17 protein-coding genes are annotated in these 26720 nt (G+C 67.0%); 14 read left to right on the top strand and 3 right to left on the bottom strand.

All coding sequences use genetic code 11. The features are described 5' to 3' along the window. Positions 1-405: hypothetical protein (locus tag ACFU5V_RS04500; protein WP_378697197.1), on the top strand; the 405-nt coding region annotated here is incomplete at its 5' end. On the opposite strand, the gene ACFU5V_RS04495 is transcribed toward ACFU5V_RS04500, so the two are convergent. Continuing rightward, entirely contained in the window at positions 389-787 is a 399-nt protein-coding gene (locus tag ACFU5V_RS04495) for a hypothetical protein (RefSeq protein WP_378697195.1), read from the bottom strand. The genes ACFU5V_RS04500 and ACFU5V_RS04495 overlap by 17 nt on opposite strands. 359 nt (positions 788-1146) lie before the next feature. Here ACFU5V_RS04495 and ACFU5V_RS04490 point away from each other — a divergent pair, with 359 nt between their 5' ends. The 11 genes from ACFU5V_RS04490 to ACFU5V_RS04440 all read left to right on the top strand — a co-directional run bounded on the left by ACFU5V_RS04490 (position 1147) and on the right by ACFU5V_RS04440 (position 14471). Beyond that, positions 1147-2979, top strand: coding sequence for an MFS transporter (locus ACFU5V_RS04490; protein WP_378697193.1), 1833 nt, complete (start codon positions 1147-1149; stop codon positions 2977-2979). Positions 2980-3234: 255 nt separating this feature from the next. Further along, positions 3235-3921, top strand: coding sequence for a DUF4352 domain-containing protein (locus ACFU5V_RS04485; RefSeq protein WP_378697191.1), 687 nt, complete (start codon positions 3235-3237; stop codon positions 3919-3921). Between the two features lie 200 nt (positions 3922-4121). After that, positions 4122-4553 carry a nitroreductase/quinone reductase family protein gene (locus ACFU5V_RS04480; RefSeq protein WP_378697189.1) on the top strand — a complete coding sequence of 144 codons (432 nt, stop codon included), beginning with the start codon at positions 4122-4124 and terminating at the stop codon, positions 4551-4553. Positions 4554-4670: 117 nt separating this feature from the next. Beyond that, a complete protein-coding gene (locus ACFU5V_RS04475; protein WP_378697187.1) occupies positions 4671-6125 on the top strand; it encodes a family 43 glycosylhydrolase in 1455 nt (484 codons plus the stop codon). Positions 6126-6309: 184 nt separating this feature from the next. After that, entirely contained in the window at positions 6310-7734 is a 1425-nt protein-coding gene (locus tag ACFU5V_RS04470; RefSeq protein ID WP_378697185.1) for an NAD(P)/FAD-dependent oxidoreductase, read from the top strand. Then, positions 7731-8108, top strand: coding sequence for a cupin domain-containing protein (locus ACFU5V_RS04465; RefSeq protein ID WP_378697183.1), 378 nt, complete (start codon positions 7731-7733; stop codon positions 8106-8108). Before ACFU5V_RS04470 ends, ACFU5V_RS04465 begins: the two co-directional genes overlap by 4 nt. 76 nt (positions 8109-8184) lie before the next feature. Then, the gene (locus ACFU5V_RS04460) at positions 8185-9711 is read left to right on the top strand and encodes an APC family permease (protein WP_378697181.1); all 1527 of its coding nucleotides are present in this window, start codon (positions 8185-8187) and stop codon (positions 9709-9711) included. Positions 9712-9822: 111 nt separating this feature from the next. Then, on the top strand, positions 9823-10284 hold the full coding sequence (locus ACFU5V_RS04455; RefSeq protein ID WP_124391986.1) for an Lrp/AsnC family transcriptional regulator: 462 nt from the start codon (positions 9823-9825) through the stop codon (positions 10282-10284). Further along, positions 10281-11666 (top strand): aspartate aminotransferase family protein, encoded by a 1386-nt coding sequence (locus tag ACFU5V_RS04450; protein ID WP_378697179.1) that lies wholly within the window; start codon positions 10281-10283, stop codon positions 11664-11666. Before ACFU5V_RS04455 ends, ACFU5V_RS04450 begins: the two co-directional genes overlap by 4 nt. Further along, positions 11663-13156 (top strand): gamma-aminobutyraldehyde dehydrogenase, encoded by a 1494-nt coding sequence (locus ACFU5V_RS04445; protein WP_378697177.1) that lies wholly within the window; start codon positions 11663-11665, stop codon positions 13154-13156. The genes ACFU5V_RS04450 and ACFU5V_RS04445 overlap by 4 nt, the downstream gene beginning before the upstream one ends. Positions 13157-13280: 124 nt before the next feature. After that, positions 13281-14471 (top strand): TerC family protein, encoded by a 1191-nt coding sequence (locus ACFU5V_RS04440; RefSeq protein WP_378431747.1) that lies wholly within the window; start codon positions 13281-13283, stop codon positions 14469-14471. A gap of 81 nt (positions 14472-14552) precedes the next feature. Here the strand turns inward: ACFU5V_RS04440 and ACFU5V_RS04435 are convergent, their stop codons facing one another. Further along, entirely contained in the window at positions 14553-14996 is a 444-nt protein-coding gene (locus ACFU5V_RS04435) for an SPW repeat protein (RefSeq protein ID WP_072937494.1), read from the bottom strand. A gap of 174 nt (positions 14997-15170) precedes the next feature. Between ACFU5V_RS04435 and ACFU5V_RS04430 the strand changes: the two genes are divergently transcribed. Both ACFU5V_RS04430 and ACFU5V_RS04425 read left to right on the top strand, forming a co-directional pair. Then, positions 15171-15329 (top strand): hypothetical protein, encoded by a 159-nt coding sequence (locus tag ACFU5V_RS04430; RefSeq protein ID WP_378431700.1) that lies wholly within the window; start codon positions 15171-15173, stop codon positions 15327-15329. A gap of 43 nt (positions 15330-15372) precedes the next feature. Next, on the top strand, positions 15373-15684 hold the full coding sequence (locus tag ACFU5V_RS04425; protein WP_378697175.1) for a hypothetical protein: 312 nt from the start codon (positions 15373-15375) through the stop codon (positions 15682-15684). Positions 15685-15698: 14 nt separating this feature from the next. Here the strand turns inward: ACFU5V_RS04425 and ACFU5V_RS04420 are convergent, their stop codons facing one another. Further along, the gene (locus tag ACFU5V_RS04420) at positions 15699-26513 is read right to left on the bottom strand and encodes an amino acid adenylation domain-containing protein (protein ID WP_378697173.1); all 10815 of its coding nucleotides are present in this window, start codon (positions 26511-26513) and stop codon (positions 15699-15701) included. Positions 26514-26720: the final 207 nt, after the last annotated feature.

Below are 26720 nucleotides of genomic sequence, written 5' to 3'. Positions count from 1 at the left end.
GTAGTGTCGTGGGCGGCGTTCACGGCGACGTTCGCGGGGGTGCGGGCGTTGACGCACTGGATCAGGCGCGGGCACGGGCCGACGGGCGGTGGGTTGAGTCTCCACGGCCGCCATTTCCACCATTACAACCTCGGCATCGCCGCGCTTGCCGGAGTGGGAGCCGTGGCGGTGCGCGGCTCCGAGAAGCAACGCCGACATCCGACGGTCCCGATCTCGTACGGCGTCGGCACCGCGCTCATCGTCGACGAACTGGCCTTGCTGCTCGACCTCGAAGACGTCTACTGGGCGAAGGAGGGGCGGACGAGCGTCGACGCCGCAGTGGTCATCATCGGCCTCGGCGGACTGATGACCGCGGGATTCGAGTTCTGGCCCGCCGCCCAGCGGGCGCTCACCGAACCGGCGTAGACGGCCGTACGCACGACAACCGGGCGGTTCCCCACGGCTCGATGTCGTAGACGGGGATGCAGTCCACGCCGCGGGCGCGTGCACGCTGCACCACCGCCGCATCCGCCGATGGGCAAGTGCCGTCGGCGACGGCCTCGGTGACGATCGCGCACACCACGTTGCCGCGGAATTCGCGGACGGGTTTCAGCCCCTGCTCCACCGTCCAGTGCCGCACGGCAGCCCAATGCGTCACCTCGGTGACGGTGGACGGGTTGCCGATGAACAACACACTCCGCGTCGTGTTCCGTCCGCCCGACGCAGGCGATGCCTGCACCTGAATCTCCGCCTCGGTGCACCACTCGGATGCCAACTCGGCCAGGGTCGTGCTCGCAATCGTCGACATCGTCCTCATCCTGTTTCCGGCCCCCCGGATGAAGATCATCCTGTCGCGGATCGGACCTCACGACCGTCCCCCGATCGGGCCGAGAATCAGATGATTCCGCTGTCCCCCGATCGGCCGACGGTGACGTCACAGCACCTGGGACTGCGGGGCCGATCGAGACGTCGTATCATCCAAAGCTGATCCACGTCGCTCGACGTAACCGATTGAGCGACACCGGCATAACGGACAAACCGGGCATCTCCGACTGGACGATGCCACGGTCAGCCGAATGTCATCCGCAAGCACGAACACGACAGCCGAACACTTTGCTTTCCATTTACTTACTTTTGAAAACTATGAAAGTCCAGAGGTGAAACTCCTTGGTCTCGCACACGCAAGAACCTGCTGTCCCGAACGATGAACGCACCACGGCGCTCGACGAACTCGGCCCGCACTACAAGTGGATTGCGTTGTCGAACACCACCCTCGGCATGTTGGTGGCGACGATCAACTCGTCGATCGTGCTGATCGCGCTCCCCGACATCTTCAAGGGCATTCACCTCAATCCGCTCGAACCCGGCAACACGAGCTACCTGCTGTGGATGATGATGGGCTTCCTCGTGGTGACGGCCGTGCTGGTGGTGAGCTTCGGACGCCTCGGCGACATGTTCGGCCGCGCACGGATGTACAACATGGGTTTCGCCGTGTTCACGATCGCCTCGATCTTCCTGGCTGTGACGTGGTTCGACGGCTCCGAGGCCGCACTGTGGCTCATCGGGTGGCGCGTCGTCCAGGGCGTGGGCGGCGCCTTCCTGATGGCGAACTCGTCGGCAATCCTCACCGACGCCTTCCCAGCCGATCAGCGCGGGCTCGCGCTCGGCATCAACGGTGTCGCCGCGATCTCCGGATCGTTCCTCGGACTGCTCATCGGCGGCATTCTCGCGCCGATCCACTGGAATCTGATCTTCCTCGTCTCGGTGCCGTTCGGCGTGGTCGGCACGATCTGGGCGTACCTGAAACTCCGCGACACCGGCGTCCGCCGGCACGCCGACATCGACTGGTGGGGAAACATCACGTTCGCCGTCGGATTGATCGCCGTCCTGGTCGGCATCACCTACGGCATCCAGCCGTACGGCTCCTCGTCGATGGGCTGGACCAGTCCGCTGGTGCTGTGGTGCCTCATCGGCGGTCTCGCCGTCCTCGCGGCCTTCTGCGTCATCGAGACGAAGGTCGCCAATCCCCTGTTCAACCTCCACCTGTTCCAGATCAAGTCGTTCACCTGGGGCAACATCGCCAATCTGGTCGCGTCGCTCGGCCGCGGCGGGCTGCAGTTCATCCTGATCATCTGGCTCCAGGGCATCTGGCTGCCGCAGCACGGCTACGACTACAGCCGCACCCCGCTGTGGGCGGGCATCTACATGCTGCCGATGACCATCGGATTCCTGATGTCGGCGCCGGTTTCCGGGGTCATCTCCGACAGGTTCGGCACCAAGTGGTTCACCAGCGTCGGCATGTTCGTCACCGCGGGAACCTTCGGAATGCTGATCGCACTGCCGGTCAATTTCGAGTACTGGGCGTTCGCCGCAATTCTGCTGATCAACGGCATCGGCATGGGGATGTTCTCCGCACCGAACCGGGCGGAGGTGATGAACAGCCTTCCCGCCGACGCGCGCGGCGTCGGCGCGGGCATGATGACGACCTTCCAGAACGCGGCAATGGTGCTGTCGATCGGATTCTTCTTCAGTCTCATGATCGCCGGACTCAGCTCCAACCTTCCGGCGGCGATGAGCGACGGACTGATCGCGAACGGGGTGCCCGCGGCGCAGGCCACCCAGATCGCGAACCTGCCCGCCGTCGCCGTCTTGTTCGCGGCGTTCCTCGGCGTCAACCCGATCCAGGAACTGCTCGGACCGAACCTGTCCGCACTCAGCGAGCAGCAGCAGGCACACCTGACCGGCCTGGATTTCTTCCCCCAACTGATCTCGGGGCCGTTCGCCGACGGTCTGGCCATGGCGTTCGCATTCGCGATCGTCGCGTGCGTGATCGGGGGAATCGCCTCGCTGCTCACCGGCCCGCAGAAGAAGCCCACACCCGACGAGCCGCACGAGTCGGTCGGCGCGGAACTCGCCGGAATCGCCGGTGAGGCCGGTATCGGCCCGAGCGAACTCGTCTCAGTGAGCACGGACGAGCGGAGGAACCGAACGTCGCAATAACCGGGCATTAGCGGCGGAACAGAATTGCTGGCCCGTCGCGGCACCTACGGATGCGGTCTTCGCGAATCCGATGCGGACTACACGCGGTGTCGGACATGGAAGGCAGCCATTGCCATTCAAACCTGCCTGCAACTTGATGGCCTGGTACCGAAAGCCGGCCTCTGCACACTCGCGCCGGGGCGCCCAGGTAACACCGAGGCCGAGTTCGCGATATGTGATGTGAATCACAAAACCCCTCGCGACCAAGGAACTCATATGTCCGATCAACCACCGCCGCCCAACGCTGAACACCAGCCTGGACGGCCGGGATCGTATCCTCCCGGCCAATACCCACCCGGCCAATACCCGCCTGGCTACCCACCTCAGGGGTATTACCAGCAACCGCCGCCGAAGAAGCGTCGGGTTTGGCCCTGGATTCTGATCGGCGTAGTCGTGCTGTTTTTCGGCGGCTGTTTCGCGATCATCGCGGGAATGAGCGGAGGGGACGACGCCACCGTGACGTCCGGCGGCGGTGGGGACAACCAGCCGGCCGACAGCGGGTTGACCTTTCCCGGAAAGCAGAGCGGCGACACCGCAGCGAACGCAGGAGACTCGGTCACCCTTGACGACGTCGCCACTACGACAACACCACTGTTCGACACCACCACGTTCTCAACGCCTTACCTCTGCACAACAATCACGATCAACAACGCTGGAAACACCTCCGCGAGCTTCAATACCTTCGACTGGAAGCTGCAAGATCCGGCGGGAGCTATTCGCAATTCTTCTTTCACCGGGACCGAAAACCAACTGAACTCGGGCGAGGTAGCACCGGGCGGAACTGCCAGTGGCGACGTCTGTTTCGATAATCCGCAAGGCTCGCCTCCCGGACAGTACGTCGTACTCAACGATCCCTCGTTCGTCTTCTCGTCGGATCGAATTGGTTGGATCAACCAACGGTAGGCGCGAATCGCCGCCTGCTTCGTGACGCGGCGAATGAAATTAGTCGATGAATCGGATGGCGGCGCTGCCACTCCCGCCGGGAACTAACCGCGGGCGCGCAGTCGAGCCCGACCGGCCGGGCTCGATGGCAGCGCCGCACCGGGCGTGGACGCGGCCGAATCGAAGAGTGCACGGACGCCGACACCATTAGGCTTGACGGCATGCCTTCCGACCGCGGACTCAAGTTCATGAACGCTCTGCACCGCGCTGTCCTGCGCATCACCGGCGGGCGAGTGGGGAAGAATTTCGGCAAGATGCCGGCGGTGGAGTTGACGACCGTCGGCCGCAAGACCGGGAAGGTGCACAGCGTCATGCTGACCGTGCCGGTGACCGAGGGCGACACCCGAGTCGTCGTAGCCTCACGCGGCGGCGACGACCGCCACCCCGCGTGGTTCCTCAATCTGCAGGCCAACCCGGTGGTCCAGCTCTCGGTCCAGGGGCAGCCCGCACAGTCCATGCGCGCCCGCATGGCAACCCCCGAGGAGCGGGCCCGTCTGTGGCCGCAGGTGACCGCCGCCTACAAGGGCTACGCGGGCTACCAGAAGCGCACGGATCGCGAGATCCCTCTGGTCCTGCTCGAACCCACCGCCTGACACCGCCGGCAGAACACGGTTCGGTTGCAGTCCGGCGCCAGCGAGCCGGAACCGTTCTCAACCTCGACCTCACCCTTATAGATTTGCGCATTCCGGGCGGCCGAGGTTGGGAGCAACGTGGACACGGACGATGCTGCGCTGCACAGATCCGGGTTGGACGGGCCCCGTACCCGGCACCTGCCGCGGCGCGGGTGGATCACCGCGGCCCTGACGCTGCTCGTCCTCACGCTTGCGCCTGCCCCGTCGGCAACGGCCGAAGCCATCGTGCAACCGGTGGCCGCCGACCCGAGCGTCGTCCGCGCCTCCGACGGCATGTTCTACATGTACACGACGGCCGACGACTGGGGCGACGGCCAGGGCATGCACAACATGTCGATCTTCAAGTCCGCCGACCTGATGGACTGGATGTACCTCGGCGACGTCTTCCCCGACCGGCCCGCGTGGCATCCGGACGGCAAGCTGGCGTGGGCTCCGAACGTCCTCGAAACCGACGGCCGCTACAGCCTCTACTACTCGCTCTACGACGAGGCGAATCCCTGCATCGGTCTCGCCACCGCCGACAGCCCCACCGGACCGTGGAACGACCTCGGCCGGCCCGTCTTCTGCGCCCACGACGTCGGTGTCGGCGGCACCATCGACCCGTTCGTGTGGGACGACGGGACGACGAAGACGATGTTCGTCGGCAACTTCCAGGGCGTGCACGCCATCCCGCTCAGCGCCGACGGAACGGCAGCAGCCGGCGAACCCGTCCGCGTCGCCGACGAACGCTTCGAAGGCCCCTACGTCGAATTCCACGACGGCTACTACTACCTGTTCCTCTCGGCAGGCAACTGCTGCAACGGCGCCGACACCGCCTACCGCGTCCTCGTCGGCCGGTCCGAATCACTCACCGGGCCATACCTCGACCGGAAAGGCCAGGACCTCAACGACGGTGGCGGCGCCCTCATCCTCGCCGGCAGCGAACCGTGGGCCGGGCCGGGCCACAACACGGTGGTCTCCGACGACGCGGGCGCGGATTGGATCGTGTACCACGCCATTCCGCGCGACAACCGGGATCTGCCCAGCGGAGCCCGGCGCCGCGAGGGGATGATCGACCGGATCGTCTGGGCGAACGGCTGGCCCGAGGTCGGCGACGGTTCACCCGCGTCGACCGGGCCGGCAAACCCCGACACGGATCTGCCGGTGCGGGTCACGCTGCGCGCCGACTCGGACACGACGCTGCCCGCGGACGGCGGGACCGTCGACGCCACCATGCTCGTCGAGGCACCCGACGATCGCCCGTACACCGGCCAGGTCTGGGTGAGCGCCGTGTCGCCCGACAACCGGACCAGCGATCCGTTCTTCGGGCCGATCGACGTCGACCTGCAACCCGGCGAGGTCCTCGAGGAGGCCATCACGTACACGGTCCCGGGTAATGCGGTCGCGGGCACCTACTACGCCTACGCCTTCGCGGGCAGCTACCCCGACGAGACCGTCGAATTCGGCACGATCCACGCCGTCAAGTCCGGCGACGAGGCGAGGATCAGCCCGGTCCGCTCGGTGTCGCTGCACCTCGGCAAGCTCGCGCGCTGACGGCCAGCAGTTCCGCTTCGGCCGATCTCGACAACCGATTCGGTTCCCAAAACAGACATACACAACGAAATCGGTAACAAATTTCGTCACTGGCTATTGAAATAGTGGCGCCGCCGCGTCAGGATGGGTCACGGTGACGTGCCTCACACGTCACCTTCGGTCAGTCCATCGACAAAGGTGCTACATGCTGCAGACAGTGTTCGAGAAGCAACAACCGAACGCCACGGTCGTCGACCATGCGCTCCGGCGCACCCGGTTGGCACCGTTCTGGATCGAGGACGTCGCCGACACCCCCACCTACCCGTCCGCCACGGCCGACGCCGCATACGACCTGGTGGTCGTCGGCGGTGGATACACCGGACTGTGGAGCGCTCTCCTCGCCAAGCAACGCCACCCCGAACTGTCCGTCGCCCTCGTGGAGGGCGAGACGATCGGGTGGGCCGCATCCGGTCGTAACGGCGGATTCGTCGAGGCCAGCCTGACCCACGGCAGCGAGAACGGCCGCCGGCGCTGGCCGGAGGAGATCGACACCCTCGAATCGCTCGGCCTCGAGAACCTCGACGCCATCGAGAAGACCGTCCATACCCTCGGTCTGGACTGCGATTTCGAACGGAACGGCGCCATCTCGGTTGCCATCGCCGACTACCAGGCCGAGGAAGCGCTCGGCACCCCGCCGAGCGCCACGACCACGGTGCTGGACGGGCCCGCGATGCGCGCGCAGGTGAACTCGCCGACGTACCTGGCCGGGGTGTGGGACAAGACGTCCACCGCGCTGGTGCATCCGGCCAAGCTCGCCACCGAACTCGGCCGGGTCTGCGCGGAGCACGGCGTCGACATCCACGAACACACCAAGGTTCTCGACCTCGTCCGATCACGCTCGTCGTCCAAGGTTGGCGTCCGGACGGCCCGCGCGACCCTGTCGGCGGACCGAGTGATCTTGGCAACCAACGCGTTTCCGTCGCTGCTGAAGCGGTACCGGCTGCACACGGTCCCGGTGTACGACTACGTCCTGATGACCGAACCGCTGTCCGACGCCCAGCTGTCGGACGTGGGATGGTCTGCCCGGCAGGGCATCGCCGACATGTCCAACCAGTTCCACTACTACCGGCTCACCCGGGACAACAGGATTCTCTGGGGCGGCTACGACGCCATCTACCACTTCGGGCGCGGCCTGAACCACGACCTCGAAGACCGACCCGAGTCCCATGCGACGCTCGCGCGGCACTTCTTCACCACGTTTCCCCAGCTCGAGGGTCTCGAGTTCACGCACCGGTGGGGCGGTGTCATCGACACGTCGACGCGCTTCTGCTCGTTCTTCGGTTCCGCGGCGAAGGGGCGGATTGCCTACGCTGCCGGGTTCACCGGTCTCGGCGTCGGCGCCTCCCGCTTCGCGGCGAACGTCATGCTCGACAAGGTCGCCGGCGAGAAGACGGCCCTGACCGAGTTGGCGCTGGTGAAGGACATGCCCCTCCCCTTCCCGCCGGAGCCGTTGGCGGCGGCGGGCATCAACGCCACCCGGTGGTCGCTCGATCGCGCCGACCACAACGAAGGCCGACGGAACGTCTTCCTCAAGGCCCTCGACGCCGTCGGCCTGGGATTCGATTCGTGACCGCCGTCCACACCGACGAGTCCTGGCTTTCCGGACCGCACACCGCGGCTCGGACCGCCGATCTCACCTACCACCGCCTGCCCGCCGACCAGGTCGTCGGAGAGGGAGCGCCGATGGTCGGCGAACGAGTGCTCGGCGACTTCGCCGGCGTCACCGTCGGCGTGTGGGAGATCGATCCCAGCGTCTCCTGCGACGTCGAGATCGACGAGGTGTTCGTGGTGCTCAGCGGCGACGCGACCGTGCAGTTCGAGGACGGCACCCCGGATCTCGACCTCGGTCCGGGAAGTGTCGTTCGCGTGCGGGCCGGTCAGAAGACCCGGTGGATCGTGCGCGACACGCTGCGGAAGGTATTCCTCGCCGCCCCGGACGCGTAGCCACGAAAACCACTGCACCCCTTCATCACAACTGCCCGGGCACTCACACCCGCAGCCACACCTCGAGGGAGTATGAATGAGCATTGCCGAACCACCCCCCTTGAAGACCCAGACCCCCGATCCGCTCGGCCCCGCGAAGGGACTCAACAGCGGCGCACTGGGATTGATCGGCAACACGGTGATCGGGCTTTCGTCCGTCGCGCCGGCCTACAGCCTCGCCGCGACGCTGGGATACGTCGTGCTCGCGGTCGGCGAGAAGGCGCCGTCGATGTTCCTCGTCGCCTTCATTCCGATGCTGCTCACGGCGTTCGCCTACCGCGAGCTGAATCGGGACACCCCGGACTGCGGGACCTCGTTCACGTGGGGTACCAAGGCGTTCGGTCCGTGGGTGGGCTGGATGGCGGGGTGGGGGCTCGCCGTGTCCGCCATCATCGTCCTCGCCAACACCGCGGAGATCGCGGCGATCTACCTGTTCGAGGTGCTCGGGTTGCACGCGGCAGCCGAGTCGCTGGCCGCGAAGGTGCTGCTGGGATGCTTCTTCATCGCGGCCATGACGTACGTCAGTTTCCGCGGCATCCTCATCAGCGAACGGCTGCAGAACGTCCTGATCGCCGTGCAGTTCGCCGTCCTCATCGGCGTGAGCGTCCTCGCGTTGTCGAAGGTGTTCGGCGGCACCGCCGGCCCTCAGGCGGTCACCCCGCAACTCGACTGGATCATCCCGACCGGTGTCTCGATGTCCAGTGCCGCACAGGCGATCATCCTGTGCATCTTCATCTACTGGGGGTGGGACGCCTGCCTCGCCGTGGGTGAGGAGACGAAGGATTCCGAGCGGACGCCGGGCCGTGCCGCGGTGCTGACCACGGTCATCCTCGTGGCCACGTACGTCCTGGTCGGATACGCGGTCCAGTCGTTCGCCGGGTTCGGCGACACCGGGATCGGACTGAACAACCCCGAGAACGTCGACGACGTGCTGACCACCCTGGGCGGTCCGGTCGCGGGGCCGGTGGCCGCGTCGCTGTTGCTGCTGACGGTGTCGATCTCCGCGCTCTCCTCCACCCAGACGACCATCCTGCCGACGGCGCGCGGAACGCTGTCGATGGCGGTCTACGAGGCGCTGCCGAAACGGTTCGCGTCCGTGCACCCCCGATACATGACGCCCGGCTTCGGAACCCTCGTCATGGGGGCGGCGGCGCTGCTGTTCTACCTGGTGCTGTCGTTCGCCAGTTCCAACGCGTTGCAGGATTCGGTGGCCTCGCTAGGGCTCGCCGTCGCGTTCTACTACGGGATCACCGCGTACGCGTGCGTCTGGTATTTCCGGCGGACGCTGTTCGACTCGGCCCGGAATCTGTTCATGCGCGGCATCTTCCCGCTGCTCGGCGCCCTCTCCATGACGTGGGCCTTCATGCAGAGCGCCGTCGACATGCTGCGTCCCGACTACGGATTCACCGCGTTCGGCCCGTTCGGCGGCGTATTCGTTCTCGGCGTCGGAATGCTGGTCGTCGGAATCCCCCTGATGTTGCTGTGTTTCGCCACCGGCACCGGGAACTTCTTCCGCGGACGCACCCTCACCGCCGACACAGAAGTGAAGGTGCCCGAGCAATGAGCGCCGAAGCCACCGGGAAGAGGCGATAGTTCCGACAATGTCCGAGCCGATTGTCTTCGACACAGTGACCACCGATTGTCTTCGACACAGTGAGCAAGGGAGGATTCGAGCATGTCTGAGCAGCCCGCGTCTCTCGATCCCGTGTCCAAGCAGATCATCGAGCAACTTCAAGAGGATGGACGACGGTCGTACGCGGCCATCGGCAAGGTCGTCGGATTGTCGGAAGCGGCTGTACGCCAACGCGTGCAGAAGCTGATCGACACCGGCGTCACCCAGATCGTCGCGGTCACCGACCCCGTGCAGGTGGGATTCTCCCGCCAGGCCATGGTCGGGATCCGCTGCTCGGGTGACGTCACCGAGATCGCCGCCCGGCTCGCCGACGTCGACGCCATCGACTACGTCGTGCTGACGGCAGGCGCCTACGACATCCTGGCCGAAATCGTGTGCGAAAACGACGACCACCTCCTGACCGTGCTCAACAAAGAGATTCGCACCATTCCCGGCGTGCTCGGCACCGAGACGATGGTGTACCTGAAACTTGTCAAGCAGCAATATGATTGGGGAACCCGATGATTACGGAAACCACCTCGTCGCGCACTACCGCGGACCTCGAAGCCTCCGCCCGCCGCCACCTGTGGGGGCATTTCTCCCGGCACGGGGACAACATCACCCCGCCGATCATCGCCCGCGGCGACGGCGCCCGGATCTTCGACACCACCGGGAAGAGTTACCTCGACGGGCTGTCCGGGCTGTTCGTGGTGCAGGCCGGGCACGGCCGGGCCGAGCTCGCCGAGGCCGCCGCCAAACAGGCCGAACAGTTGGCGTTCTTCCCGCTCTGGTCCTACGCCACCGAACCGGCCATCGAACTCGCCGAACGCCTCGCCGGCTACGCCCCCGGCGATCTGAACCGGGTGTTCTTCACCACCGGCGGCGGCGAGGCCGTCGAAAGCGCCTGGAAACTGGCCAAACAGTACTTCAAGAAGGTCGGCAAACCCGGCAAACACAAGGTCATCTCCCGCTCCATCGCCTACCACGGCACCCCCCAAGGAGCCCTGGCGATCACCGGCATCCCGGCGCTGAAGGCGCCGTTCGAACCGCTCACCCCCGGCGCGTTCCGGGTCCCCAACACCAACATCTACCGCGCCCCCGACCCCCTCGGCACCGACCCGAAGGCGTTCGGGATCTGGGCCGCCGACCGGATCGCCGAGGCCATCGAATTCGAGGGCCCCGACACCGTCGCCGCCGTCTTCCTCAAACCGGTGCAGAACGCCGGCGGCTGCTTCCCACCGCCGCCCGGCTACTTCGAGCGGGTCCGGCAGATCTGCGACGAGTACGACGTGCTGCTGGTCTCGGACGAGGTGATCTGCGCGTTCGGGCGGATCGGGTCGATGTTCGCGTGCGAGGACTTCGGGTACGTGCCCGACATCATCACCTGCGCCAAGGGCCTGACGTCGGGGTACTCGCCGATCGGGGCGATGATCGCCTCCGACCGGCTGTTCGCACCGTTCGCCGACGGGACGTCGATGTTCGCGCACGGCTACACCTTCGGCGGGCACCCCGTCTCCGCGGCGGTGGCGCTGGCGAACCTGGACCTCTTCGAACGCGAGGGCCTCAACGCGCACGTCGCCGAGCAGGCGCCGGCGTTCAGGGCCACCCTCGACAAGCTGACGGATCTGCCGATGGTCGGGGACGTGCGCGGGGAAGGCTTCTTCTACGGCATCGAACTGGTCAAGGACAAGACCACGAAGGAGTCGTTCACCGACGACGAGGCCGAGCGGGTGCTGCACGGGTTCCTCTCCACCGCCCTGTTCGACGCCGGCCTGTACTGCCGCGCCGACGACCGCGGCGACCCGGTCATCCAACTCGCACCCCCGCTGATCTGCGGGCAGGCCGAATTCGACGAAATCGAAAACATCCTCCGCGGCGTCCTCACCGAAGCCTGGACGCTCCTGTGAACCACCAGGACCTACCCGGAATGTACGTCGGCGGCCGCTACCGGGACGGCGCCGCGGCCGAACGGTACGAGGTGCTCGATCCGGCCACCGGTGAGGTGATCTCGTCGCGCACCGAGGCCTCGGTCGACGACGTCGACGACGCGGTCGCCACCGCGAAGACCGCGTACGCGCAATGGTCGACGACGAGCCCGGGCGAGCGTTCCGCCGTCCTGACGCGGTGGGCCGCCGAACTCACCGAGATGTCCGATGATCTGGCGTCCACCGAAACCCGGCAAACGGGCAAGCCGATCAAGTTGTCGACCGAGTTCGACGTCCCCGGATCGATCGACAACGTGTCGTTCTTCGCCGGCGCGGCCCGCAATCTGGAGGGAAAGGCGTCGGGTGAGTACTCGCCCGACCACACGTCCAGCATCCGCCGGGAACCCGTCGGGGTGATCGGGTCGATCTCACCGTGGAACTATCCACTGCAGATGGCGGCGTGGAAGATCCTGCCCGCCGTCGCCGCCGGCAACACCATCGTGCTCAAACCTGCGGAGATCACTCCCCTGACGTCACTGCTGTTCGCCGAGGCGGCGACCCGCGCCGGAATGCCGGACGGCGTCGTCAACATCATCACCGGCCGCGGTGCGACCACCGGTTCGGCGCTGGTGTCGCACCGGGACGTGAGCATGGTCAGCTTCACCGGATCTACTCCCGTGGGACGGCAGATCGCGGCCGCCGCGGCCGGCAAGCGACTGCACCTGGAACTGGGTGGGAAGGCCCCGTTCGTGGTCTTCGACGACGCCGATCTCGAGGCGGCGATCAACGGGGCCGTCGCCGGTGCCCTCATCAACTCGGGCCAGGACTGCACCGCGGCCACCCGCGCCTACGTGCAGCGTCCGCTGTACGACGACTTCGTCGCCGGCGTCGCGTCGCTCATGGACACCGTCCACCTCGGCGCCCCGTCCGATCCCGGCACCGACATGGGCCCGTTGGTGTCGCGGAAACAGCAGCAGCACGTCGCCGGGTTCGTCGACCGCGCCCGCGACACCGGGGCGAAGATCGTCCGCGGCGGTGCCGTCCCCGGAGGCGACCTCGCATCCGGCTTCTACTACGAGCCGACGCTCGTCGTGGGCGCCGACCAGTCGAGTGAGATCGTGCAGCGCGAGATCTTCGGCCCCGTCCTCGTCGTCCTGCCGTTCGACGACGACGCGGACGGCATCGCGCTGGCCAACGACACCGACTTCGGGCTGGCGGCGTCGGCGTGGACAAGGGACCTGTACCGGGCGCAGACCGCCTCCCGCAACATCGCGGCGGGCTGCGTGTGGATCAACGACCACATCCCGATCATCAGCGAAATGCCGCACGGCGGTTACAAGGCGTCCGGCTACGGCAAGGACATGTCGACGTACTCGCTCGACGAGTACACCAATGTCAAGCACGTCATGTCCGACATCACCGGAACCGCGAGGAAGGACTGGCACCGGACGGTGTTCGGAGACCGGAACTGAGCCCGGTCGCCGGGGCGGCAGCAACTGCGGCCGTCCCGGCGACCGCGCCGGTTCTGCCAAGTCGCGCCGTGTGCGGGGTTACGCTGGCCAGCAGAGCGTTCGCTTCGACGGAGAGGCAGAAACGGTGCATGTAACTCCCTTCGCCTGGATTCTGACGATCGTGCTGATCGTCGCTCTCCTGGGGTTCGACTACTTCTTCCACGTCCGCCACGCGCACATCCCGACGTTGAAGGAAGCGGCGATCTGGTCGTCGATCTACGTCGGACTCGCCCTGATCTTCGGTGTCGCCGTCCTGATCTTCGGCGGCGTCGACATGGGCACCGAGTACTTCGCCGGCTACGTGACGGAGAAGGCGCTGTCCGTCGACAACCTCTTCGTCTTCCTCATCATCATCTCCAGCTTCCGGGTGCCGCGCGAAGACCAGCAGAAAGTGCTGCTGTTCGGCATCGTGTTCTCGATCTTCGCCCGGACGGGGTTCATCTTCCTCGGCGCCGCGCTCATCAACTCGTTCGCGTGGGTGTTCTACTTCTTCGGCCTCATCCTGTTGATCACCGCAGGCAACCTGCTGCGACCCGAGACCGAGGACTCGCACTCGGCCGACAACTTCATCATCCGCATCGCGAAGAAATTCATGCACACCACCGAGCAGTACGACGGCGACAAGCTGTTCACCGTCGAGAACGGCAAGCGGATGATGACGCCGATGCTGCTGGTGATGGTGGCGATCGGCGGCACCGACCTCCTGTTCGCCCTCGACTCCATCCCCGCGATCTTCGGCCTCACCCAGAACGTCTTCGTCGTCTTCACCGCCACCGTGTTCTCGCTGATGGGCCTGCGGCAGCTGTACTTCCTGCTCGACGGTCTCCTCGACCGCCTCATCTACCTGTCGTACGGCCTCGCCGCGATCCTCGCGTTCATCGGGGTCAAGCTGATCCTGCACGCACTGCACGAGAACAACCTGCCGTTCGTCAACGGTGGCGAACCGGTCGACGTCATCGAGATCAGCACCTTCGTGTCGCTGGGCGTCATCATCGGCATCCTCGTGATCACCGTGATCGCATCGCTCGCCAGCAAGAAGGGCAGGGCGCAGTCCACCATCGCCGGCGCGCGCCGGCACGCCGTCAACTACCTCGACCTCGACTACACCGCCGACATGGCCGAACGCGAACGCATGTACGACAGGCTGATCAACGAGGAAGAACAACTCAAGAAACTCGACCCGAAATTCAAGAAGATGGTCCGCGAGGAAACGGCACTCCTGGACCTCATCAAACGCGCCCACAACGAGCACGACGCGTTCCTCAAACAGAATTAGCTGAACGCAGTCGAAGCGCCCACCGGATCCGGCGGGCGCTTCTTCGGCTCGTGCCCCATCCCCATGCGGGCACGTGCGTGTCTACCTCCTCCTCATCCTCATGCCGCCGTCCGCCATTCCCATGGCGGTGATACCGAGACCCAGCAGACACACGACGATGCCGCAGACCACGTTCGACCAGATCATTCCCGCCGTGGTGGTTACTCCGACGACCAACCACGGGCTGACGATCATCCACAGTCCGAGCAGTGGCGCGACAAACGCCATGCCGTGCGTGCGTGAGTAGGCCGACGTGAAACCGACCGCGAGCAGTGCCACCGCAATACCCGACAGCAGATTGCACATCGCCAGGCCAGACTGGCTGGCGAACCCGACAATCCACGGCGACGCCGCCATGTAGAGGCCCGCCATGAACATCAGGCCCTCGGTGACCTGCGTCATCGGCTGTTCCGAGACTCGGTCGTAGCGAGCCCGCAACTCGGCGATATCAGGGTGTCTCTCGATCGACATGCCTGGTGTCGTCATCACCCACCTCCTAGAAAGAGAACCAATCCCTACCCAGGGGGTGCCCCGAACTTCGTACGGCAAACCAGCGGTGACCAGGTAATTTTTCCGAATACCCGGCTACCGACCAGTCCCCACGAACGGCGACGATCAGCCGACCTTGGGCAGGCGTCCAGGGACGGGCATACTCGAAGTGTGTGGTGGATTGCCTGGATCGCGCTCGCGTGGATAGCACTGTCCGTGCCCCTCGCGATCCTCATCGGACGGGCAATTCGGCAGAAAGACCTGCGCGAACTGCCTACCACGGAGAACGCGACGAGCAAGCACGACCCTCCCGACCGCACGGTTGCCTGACCGCGCCGTGCGCGAGCCCGATGCAGCTTGGAAGAATGACGGGATGGCGCTGCCCTTCTATCCCCTCGTATTCATGAACTTCCTGTTCGCGGCGACCACACTGTGCCTCGCACGCCCCTCCCACCTGACCGCTGGCGCCACCGTCGTCGCCGCCGTGGTCTGGATCTTCGGCAACGGCCCGCTCGAGGGCCAGGTGCTCTGGGAATTCGACGCCACCCACGGCCTCACGGTGTCCGATCTGCTGTCCGTTGCGGCCGTCGCGATCGCCGTCTGGACCTTCTCGACCATCGGGGACCGACCATGGGCGCGGCGAACAACGCGGCGCCGCAGGAAGCTACTTCGGTCCCGGTACTGAGCGGCGCCAGGAAACTATCCACGCCTCAACGACGAACCGACCACCCGCAACACGCGAGGTGATGTCATGTGCCAGTGCGCGCTGTCGACGACACGGTTCCGGACGGCGCCCGCCACATGGGGCGCCCAGCTCGTGGCTGCGGCCGATCCCGTCGGATCGTCGCGACCCGCGGTGAAGAACGCGACGTCGCCGCGAAAGACCCCCGGGGTGTGGTGGTCCAGCACCGCGCACGTGTGCGCCGCACTCTCGATGAGCACCTCGATCTGCTCACGGCCGAGAACGGCCATCGGCCCACCCACCGCGGCCAGCAGGTCCACCGCGGATTCGGGTGTCATGTCCGCGACGGCCGCCGGCACGTCTCCCTCGACACCGATTCCCGCCAGCAGGTCGCTCACGCTCAACGGCATCTCGGTGTCCCTCGAGTCCGGTTGCTGCGCGTAGCTGTCGAGCATCACGAGGGTCGCCACCTCGGCCCCCGCCGCCTGGAGTTGCACCGCGACGGCATGCGCGAGAACACCGCCGAGCGACCAGCCCAGCAGGTCGTACGGACCGTCGGGCTGGATCCGGCGGATCTCCTGCACGTACCTCGCGGCGAGGTCGTCGATCGACGTCGGCGGCGTGGCCTCGCCAGCGATCGCCGGTGACTGCAGGCCGTAGATCGGCCGATCGGGATCGATGCGGGATGTCAGACCGGTGTAGCACCAGGCGAGTCCCACGATCGGATGGATGCAGAACAGTGGGCGCCCCTCCCCCGCCGTCCTGATGGGGAACACCACCTCGAGCGCCCCGTCCCGTTCCGGGTCGGCCGAGCACATGCGGGCGGCGATCGAACTCGGCGTCGGATCCGTCATCACCGTCTGCAGTGACACCGCAACACCCGTCGACGCCTCGAGGGCACGCACCACCCGCACCGCCGTCAGGGAGTTTCCGCCCAGCTCGAAGAAATTGTCGTCCGCACCCACCCGCTCGACGCCTAGCAACTCACCGAAAACGGTGGCGACCGCGATCTCGGTCTCTGTGCTCGGGGCGCGGAAGGCGCGGGGTTCGAACCGTGGTTTCGGGAGCGCACACCGGTCGAGTTTGCCCGCCGACGCCAATGGAAACTCGTCGAGAATCATGATCGTCGACGGCACCATGTACGACGGGAGCCGTTCTCGCGCACAGGCTGTCACGTCGTCAATATCGATCTGCAGGCCCTGCTCGGCGACGACGTACCCGACGAGGTGGTCACCGCCACGCTCGTCGGAGACCGGCGCCACGGCTGCCCGGGACACACCCGCCGCCGCCTCCAGCACCGCCTCGACCTCCCGCAGTTCGATTCGCAGTCCACGCAGCTTGACCTGGAGATCGGTGCGGCCCAGATACACCAGTCGGCCCTCTTGGGCCCATTTCACGCGATCCCCCGTGCGGTAGAGGCGGGCTCCGCGCCGTCCGAAGGGGTCGGCGACGAAGCGTTCCGCGGTGAGCGCGCTCCGCCCCACATACCCCCGCGCCACCTGGTCGCCGCCGAGGTAGAGCTCACCGGCGACCCCCACGGGGACCGGACGGAGCCGCGCATCCAGCACGTACGCCTGGGTGTTCCGCACCGGCGCACCGATCGGCACCCGCGCACCCACAGAATCGTGCACCTCGTGCGCGGTCGTGGTGATCGCCGCCTCGGTGGGACCATACGTATTGTGGAATGCGCCCGGCCGCAGAGCGATCACGTCCTCCGCCAGCTCGGCCGGCATCTCCTCGCCGCCCACGTACAGATGCCGCAGAGACGACAGCGTCTCCCCCTCGCCCGTCGCGAGGAATGCGGCCAGCACCGACGGCACGAAATGCATCATGGTGATCCGGTGTTCGCGGATCATGTCGGCCAGATAGTCGAGTTCACGATGCCCGCCGGGGCGCGTCACCACCAGCCGAGCACCCACGACCAGAGGCAGGAAGACCTCCCACACGGAGACGTCGAAGGTGTACGGCGCCTTGAGCATTCCGCGATCGTCCGCGGTGACCGCGTACTCGTCGGTCAGCCAGCGCAGCTGATTCACGATCGCGGCGTGGCTGACCGTCACCCCCTTGGGCCGGCCCGTCGATCCCGACGTGAACAGGACGTAGGCCGTGTTCTGCGGCCGCAGCGGACGGACCCGGTCGGTATCGCGGATCGGGTGCACGTCGAACCCGGACAGGTCGACGGTGTCGATGTCGACGTACGCGCCGCCGGGCGGCAGAGAGGCGCGGGTCCACGACGTGGTGAGCACCAGTCCGGGTGCCGCGGAGTCCAGCACGTCCGCGATGCGCTCGGCCGGGTGTTCGGGGTCGATCGGCACATAGCCGCCGCCGGCGCGGAGGACGGCACACATTCCGACGATCATCTCCGTCGACCGTTCGAGCACGAGCGCCACGAGGGAGTCCGGGCCCGTTCCCCGCTCCACCAGCATTCTCGCGAGGCGGTTGACCCGCGCATCGAGTTCGCCGTACGTCAGCACGTCGCCCTCGAACGCGACGGCGACCGCGTCCGGGGTGCGGGCCATTTGGGAATCGAGGAGATCCACCAGAGTCGCCGCGTCCGATGCCACGTCCGTCGCATTCCATGCCCCCAGCATCCGCGCCGACTCGTCGCCGGTCAGCAGCGGCACGTCGCAGACCTGCTGCCCCGGTTGCGTTGCGAACGCCTCCAGGACGCGGACCACACCCTGCGCGAACCGTTCCGCCGTCTCGGAGTCGAACAGTTCGGTGGAGTACGTGAGGGTCCCGGTGATGCCTGCGGGGGCGCCCTGGGCGTCGTAGCTGTCCGACAGTGAGAAGTCGAGGTCGAACTTGGTGACGTGCGTGTCGATCTCGAGGGGCGCAAGGGTCAGACCCGGCAGTTCCAGCACCGCCGGCGCCTGATTCTGGAATGCGAGCATCACCTGAAACAGAGACGAATACGATTGGGAACGAGCAGGATTGAGAATCTCGACGAGACGCTCGAACGGCACGTCCGCGTGGGCCATCGCATCGAGATCGGTCGCACGTACCTGCGCCAGCACGTCGAGGAGCGACGCGCCGGGATCGACGTCCGCCCGCAGCACCAGGGTGTTGACGAACATGCCGACCACGTCGTCGAGCACCCGCTCACCGCGGCCCGCGACCGGTGTGCCGATCACGATGTCCGAGGTTCCGGTCACCCGCGCCAGCAACACCGACAGGGCGGCGTGTAGCACCATGAACAGTGTCGAATCGTGCTGCTGCGCAATCTCGCCGAGGCGGCGATGGGTGTCGGCGTCGATGGCCACGGGCACGGCGGCGCCCCGATTGTTGCGCACCGCCGGGCGGGGGCGATCGGTCGGCAGTTCGAGGAATTCGGGGATCCCCGCGAGCGTGCGTGTCCAGTAGTCGAACTGGGTCGCCGCCACGGATTCCGGGTCACGTTCGTCGCCCAGCACCTCCCGCTGCCACAGCGCGAAGTCGGCGTACTGGACCTCGAGCGGCGCCCACCCGGGACGTTCCCCCCGCGACCGCGCCAGGTATGCCTTCGCCACGTCCCGGCCCAGCGGTGCCATCGAGACGCCGTCCGCGCTGATGTGGTGTACCACGACGACGACGATCAGTTCGTGTTCGCTGACCTGGAGAAGTCGCGCTCGGATCGGGACCGCGGCCGAGACGTCGAACCCCGTGGCGAGGACGGAAAGCACGTGAGCGTCCACGACGTCCGCTGTGACCGCCACCGGGGACAGGTCCAGCTCGACGTGTTCTGCGGGCAGCACGACCTGGACCGGATCGCCGTTTCTTTCGGGAAACACCGTCCGCAGCGATTCGTGCCGTTCCAACACATCCCGCAGCGCCTGCTGCAGGGCGGGCACGTTCAGGTCTCCGGTCACCCGAACGGCCAGCGGAATATTGTACGCCGGGGAGGCCGGGTCGAAGCGGCTCAGGAACCACATCCGCTGCTGCGCAGGCGACAGCGGAACATGTTCCGGTCGCGATCGCTGCGACAGGACCGGACGGTTGCCCGTGCCGAGCAGCGTCGACACCTGCTCGGCCAGCGCTTCCACCGTCTTTGCCTCGAACAGCATCCGGACAGGCACATGTGCGTTCAGCGCCTCACCCAACCGGGCGGCCGCCTGCGTCGCGATAAGCGAATTGCCGCCCAGCGCGAAGAATTCGTCGTCGAGTCCGACCTGCTCCACGGCGAGGACCTCGGCGAACACGGCGACGACAGTCTCCTGCACCGCCGACTCGGGTGCCCGGAAGACCCGCGACTCGAGTACCGGCGCCGGCAGTGCCTTCACGTCGATCTTGCCCGAGGGGTTCAGGGGAAACGCGTCGAGCACCACGACCGCAGACGGCACCAGGTACGACGGCAACACGTCTTCGAGTCTCTTGCGCAACAACTCCACATCGAGGGAACCGCGGGGCACGACGTACGACACCAACGCGTCGGCGCCTGCCGCGTTGGGCCGCGCCACCGTGATCGCGCCGTCGACTTCGGCGACCCGGCTGATCAGCGCGTCGACCTCCCCCGGTTCGATGCGGACACCACGAATCTTCACCTGGCGGTCCACTCGCGCGATGAACTGCAGATTGCCGTCGGCGCGGCGATGCACCAGGTCGCCGGTGCGGTACATGCGGACACCGCCCGCCGCGGCGACGAACCGCACCGCCGACCGCCCCGGGTCGCCGACGTAGCCGCGGGCCAGCCCGGAACCGGACAGATACAGTTCGCCGATCGCACCGACGGGGACCGGACGTAACCGGTCGTCGAGCACCCCGCCGGTGGTGCCGGAAATCGGTCCGCCGATGGTCACGTGGCCGTCGACCGCAGCAAGGGTGGCCACGACGGTCGACTCCGTCGGCCCGTAGGCGTTGAGCATCCGCCGGCCGGCGCTCCACGCCGCCGCGAGATCCGGATGCAACGCCTCACCGCCGACCGCGACGACTTCGATGTGCTCGAGCCCCTCCACGCTCAGCGAAGACAGCACCGCCGGCGTCGAAAGGTAATGGCTCACCCGGTGTTCCACGAGCACCCGCTGCAGATCCGGTCCCGCGTACACCTCCGCGGGAGCGACCACGAGGCAGGCACCGGAACCGAACGCGAGCAGCGCCTCCAGGAGCGCGGCGTCGAACGTGGGGTTGTACGCGTGGAGCACGCGCGACTCCGACGTGACCCGGTACCGGCGGACCGCTTCCTCGGTCAGCGAGGACACCCCGCGGTGTGGGACCATCACCCCCTTGGGCGTACCCGTGGAACCCGATGTGTAGATGACGTACGCCACCTCGTCCGGGTGCACCGGAACACGCACCGGCGGAACCTCGTTCAGATAGTCGCCTGCCGTCACCGGCAGCCACGTGATCCGGGAACCGCCCACCGACATCGCCCCGACCCCGATGCACACGTCGGCCTCGGTCAGCACCCGTTCCAGACGTTCCGCCGGATGCGTCGGATCCACCGGGACGAAGGCGGCACCGGTCTTGGTGATGGCCCACAGCGCGATCATGAAGTCCACCGACCGCGGCAGGGCGAGAGCGATCACGCGGCCAGGGCGCGCACCCGCGTCGATCAGGACGTGCGCGAGCGCATCGGCGCGTGCGTCGAGGTCACGGTAGGTGAGGGTCACCCTGCCGTCGGAGAGCGCCTGCGCGTCCGGGAATTCGCGGGCGGTGCCGGTGAGAATGTCGGACAGCGTTCTCGGTGCGGACGGTTCGCCGCCGTCGAGGAGTGCGCCGGCAGCGAGGCCGATGCTGCCCACTTCGATCTCGGGACGGTCGATGCCCGCGGCCAGGACATCGACGAACAACTCGGCCAGCGAGCGGACGGTGGCGGCGTCGAACAGCGACGGCGTGTAGGTGACCACACCGTCCACGCCGGCGGGATCGTGATCCGACCAGCGCTCCGAGTACGTGAACGCCAGATCGAACGGCGTCGGAACGGTGCCGTTCTCGGACGTCGGCGTGAGCGCGAGCGACACCTGTGGCCGATCGCCACCGAGCAGGTCGGCGAGTGCCTCGAACGGCACGTCCGCGTGCTGGAACGCCGCAACGTCGAAGCTCCGGACCTGCTCGAGGACCTCGAGAAACGACATGGCGGGGGTGACACGGGTCCGCAACGCCACCGTGTTCGCCCGGTCTCCCGTCAGCCCTGCCTCGCCGCCGATCACGATGTCGCGGTGAACACCGATGCGGGCGAGAAGGATTGCGAGACTGGCCCGCAACACGGTGAACAGCGTCACGCCCTGCTCGCGGGCCAGCCGTGCGGCGGCCTCGTGGCGATCGGAGTCGATCGAGAACTCGTGCACCCGGTCCGACGGAGACGCAATTCCCCCGACCATCCGGTCCGTCGGCACCGGCGACGACGAACCGACGCCGCGCAGCGCCCGCTGCCACCGTGCGAGGCTGCTGTCCCCCGAAGAATGGGACGACAGCCGCTCCAGTCGCCCGTCGACGTACCGCCCGCGATCCCCGGTGCGGTACATCCGCACTCCTCCGGCGCCCCGCGCACCCGCCGGCACGAACGGGTCGGCCACGAACCGTCCTGCGGTGCTCGGGGGCCGACGGTGAAATCCCCGGGCCACCTGCTGCCCTCCCACATACAGTTCCCCGACCGTTCCGGGCGGCACGGGACGCAACGCCCTGTCCAGCACGTAGACGCGGGACCCGGCATCGAGGTAGGTGGGTTGCGCGGGGCCGCGCTCGCCGCGGTGGCGGTGCCCGACCGTGCCGCCGCCGACGAGGGGCGCCCACAGGTCGGCGACGACGCCGTCGCCGTCGCCGCCCGACCGCGCCCGCGCCAGGACATTCGCGTGGGTCACCGCGACCGGCTCCGAGCCCACGGGGCAGAGCACGTAGGCGACCCGATCCGGGTGGATGGGCCCCGGCTCCGGCGCCGTGACGTCGAGTGCACCGAACTCGACGTCATCCAGGAAAACGGTCGGGTACCCGCCGTGCGGAATCGCGTCGGCGTCGGCGCGACTGATCAGCACGAGGGTCGGCAATACGTCGGCCAGCAGGTACCGAATGCGTTCGGTCGGGTGGTCGGGGCTCAGGGGCAGGCAGGTCGCGCCCGACCGCAGCACGGCGACGTGGGCAACCACGTTGTCGATCGGATTCGTCAGTCCGACGGCAACAATGCTCGAAGCTCCGACCCCGGATCCCTTCAGCGCCCGCGCCAGAACAGCCGACCGGCGGTCGACCTCGGCATAGGAGACCGCCTCCTCACCGCAGGTGACCGCGACGGCGTCCGGGATGTCGGCAACCCGCCGGAGGAAGACCTCGGGCAGCGACGCGACGTCGTGCGCAGAATCCTGCGTTCCGCCGACGGCCAGGGCCCGCTCTTCCGGTGTCAACAGGTCGATCGCGCTGAGCGCGACACCCGGGTCCTCGGCGACCACCGCGAACAGCCGGTGCAGCCGCCGGGCCCACTGCTCCACGGTCCGCCGCTCGAAACGGTGCACTGCGTAGCGCAACACCCCCTCGAACCGGTCGCCGGGCCCGTCGAGCCGGCCACGCAGCGACACCACCAGATCGAGGCCGTCGAACTCCCGTTCCGTCTCCGCGTCCATCGACAGCATCACCTGGAAGAGTGGATGACGGCCGAGCGACGGCTTCTGCCCGGCAATGTCGACAACGTGCGCGAACGGCACCCCGCCGTGCGCTCGGGCGGCCTGCTCGACGCGGTGCGTCTCCGCCAGGAACTCGTCGAACGTCAGCTGTGGACCGAGTCTGCTGCGCAGCACCAGCGGCCCGGCATCGTCATCGCCCCCTCCGCAGTGGCCGTCCGCGAGGACCGCACCGATGGCGAGGTCGTCCGCATCGCTCACGACGGACAGCAACACCGCGACGGCGGCGTGGACGACCGTGAACGGCGAAACCGCCTGTCCTGCCGCCAGTTCGTGCACCTTCCGGTACAGGGCGGGCTCCACGGCGAACGGAACCAGGCCGGTATCGCCTCCCGAGACTTCAGAGTCCGCCGGCAGCGTCAGAGGCGGGAGACCTCTGAGTTGCTCTGTCCAGTAACGCAACTCGCGGGCATAGGGCGCGGGAATCGGCAACGCGGAGCGATCGACCTTGCCACTCGGCGTGAGCGGTACGGCATCGAGGATGGTGACCGTCGAAGGCACCATGTACGTCGGCAGTCGCTCGGCCACCGCGGCGAGAACCTCGTCGGGATCGAGGCCGGTGCCGTGAACGTAGCCATCGACAGCCAACTCGCCGTTCCGGTCGTGGGCCACCGCGATCGCCGTGTCGACTCCCGGATGCCGGCCGAGAACCGCGGTGATCTCACCCAATTCGACGCGGAATCCGCGAATCTTCACCTGATCGTCGGCGCGGTCGACGAATTCCAACTCGTGGTTCTTCGACCACCGCACGAGATCGCCGGTCCGATACATGCGCTGCAGGTCGGTCGCGAACGGGTTCGCGACGAACCGTGTCGCACTCGCACCCGGACGCTCCAGGTATCCGCGACCCACGCCGGGACCGGACAGATACAACTCGCCCACCACCCCCGCCGGCACGGGTTGCAGGAAGCGGTCCAGCACCACTGCCGACACTCCCTCGATCGGTCGCCCGATCGTGGGCTGGGAACCGGAGTGCAGCGCTTCGGTGGCCGTGGCCCACACGGTGACTTCCGTCGGCCCGTACAGGTTCAGGACAGTTCGGCCGACGCCCCACCGCGCCACCAGTTCCGGCGGGCACACCTCACCCGCGACGGCGAGTACCTCGAGGTCGGGCAAGCCGGCCGGATCCATCTGCGCCGGGACCGCCGGTGTCGTGGTCCAGTGGGTGATGCGCTCACGGCGCAGCAGGTCGGTCATCGCCCTTCCTCCGCGCACCGGCGGCGGCGCGATCACCAACGTGGCACCCGCCGTGACGGCGACCAGCAGTTCGTGAATCGAGGCGTCGTAGGAGGGCGATGCGCACATCAGCACCCGAGACCGGGAATCCGCCGCGTAGAGCCGTCGCAATGCGGCAGCGTGATTCGCAAGTCCCCGGTGCGGCATCGTGATTCCGCGCGGCGCCCCCACCGAGCCGGACGTGTAGATGACGTAGGCGGCATTGTCCAGCCTGATCGGATGCGTCAATTCCGTATCGGCGATCGGGGTGCCGTCACCCGGGGCGTCGGAGACATCCACCCAGCGGACACCCGTGGGCACCACCCCCGGATCGACGGTGACGGCGACCGTGACACCGGATTCCTCGATCATGTGCGCGATGCGTTCGGCGGGGTAGTCCGGGTCAACCGGAACGAACGCCGCACCGCACCGCGCGACGGCCCATACCGCCACCACCTGGTCGATCGAGCGCGGTAGCATCAACGCAACGCGGTTGCCGACGCCGACCCCTCGAGCGAGCAGCCTGCGCGCGAGCCGATTCGATCGCTCGTGCAGATCCCGGTAGGTCATCTCGACGTCGCCGCAGCGGACCGCGATCGTGTCGGAATCCGCTGTCAGGTCCAACAAGTCCGGAAGGATGCGCGGCTCCACCGACGCAGGACCGTCGAGCGGGACCAGCGCGTCGAGTTCGTCCCGGGCGAGCAGCGGCAGGCTACCCACGGCCGCGTCGGCGTCCGCGCCCACGAATCCACCCAGATAGTCGAGAAATCTCGCATGGTGGCCGGCGAGTTCTTCACGCTCGTACACGGCCGGGTTGCCCTCGAAGTCCACGCGAACGTTCCGCCCGGCCGCACCGGGATAGATCGCCACCGCGAGATCGTCGACCGGACCGGCCGTGAGAACGTTCAATTCACCGAGAACGTCCCCCCACCACGTCTCGGCGTGAAACATCATGATGTTGACCATCGGTCCGAAACCGCGGCCGACGCGCGACGTCGACCGCATGTCGTGGAGTATGTCTTCGTACCGGAAACGTTGATGCCGCAGCGCACCGGTCAGTTCCAGTTGGACACGACGCACCAGATCGTGTGTGGTTCCGTGGGGATCCACCTCGATCCGGAGTGGAACGATGTTGGCCACGCTGCCGCCCGAACGGCGCGCACCCGCTGTGGTGCGGGCCGACACCGGAAGACTCAACACCACATCCAAATTGCCCGTCATCCGCGCGAGAAATGCGGCGAACGCCGCCACCACGATCGGCACCTCGAACGAATTCCACTCCTGCGCCAGCGCTTTCAGCTCGGCCACGACGACCGGGTCCATCACCTCGCCGGCGAGCAACGACACCGCCGACGGGGCGCTCTCCCGGTCGGTCAACCGGGATGGCTCGGGCAGGTTCTGTGTTCGTTCGGACCAGTACTTGCGATCGATGTCGAAGCGGCGGGACCGCGGGTACGCGTCCTCGGATTCGTACAGTTCCCGTAGCGGCACGGCCTTCGACGCGGGAGCTGCCGTGCGCTCCACCGCATGCGTGTACAACTCGGCCACCCGGTTCATCAGCACCATGGCGCCGTAGCCATCGAGGATCAGATGGTGCGCGAACGTGGCCAGGAAGTAGTGGTCGCCGCCGACGTGCAGCAGGCTCGCCGAGATCAGGCGATCCCGGTACACCGACATGGGCCTGCGGCGGCGCTCGTCCATCCACCGGTGCGCCTCGGCCACCGGATCTTCGTGGGACCGCAGGTCGATGTACGCGAGTTCGTCCTCGATCGTCTCGTCCGCCAACTGGTACGGCTCACCCGCGTGGTCGACGAGCCGCACCCCGGGTGACTCGATGTCGAAGGAGCCCTGCTCGGACGCCCATTTCAACGCGCCGACGTCGACACGCCCACGGAGCTCGACGTACTGTGCGACGAGAATGGGAACGCTCGGGTCCAACTGCTGCGCGAACCACAGCCCTTTTTGGGCATGCGAGAGCGGGAAGGCACGTGAATCCAGTTCACCTGCAGTTTTACGCGGGAACCCCGAGCCCACTATCCGTCCCCCCGATCTACCACTTGCCGAACCGCCCGAACGGTGGCCGTATACGTATAGGTGTTGCAGCGGAAATCGTTACAGTGACCCTACTCGCAGTCCCAGCACGTTCGCAGCGCTCACCTAGCGGCTACCGGCAACATTCCCGCACGCACTCGCAGTACTGCATCCAACCACCTCCGAACAGGAACGTGAAGCACACACCCC

Origin of the sequence: Rhodococcus sp. NPDC057529, from assembly GCF_042802055.1 — a bacterium.
Lineage (GTDB): Bacteria > Actinomycetota > Actinomycetes > Mycobacteriales > Mycobacteriaceae > Rhodococcus_F.
Note: the sequence above shows the minus strand (reverse complement) of the source record. Positions and strands in the feature narration are given on the sequence as shown.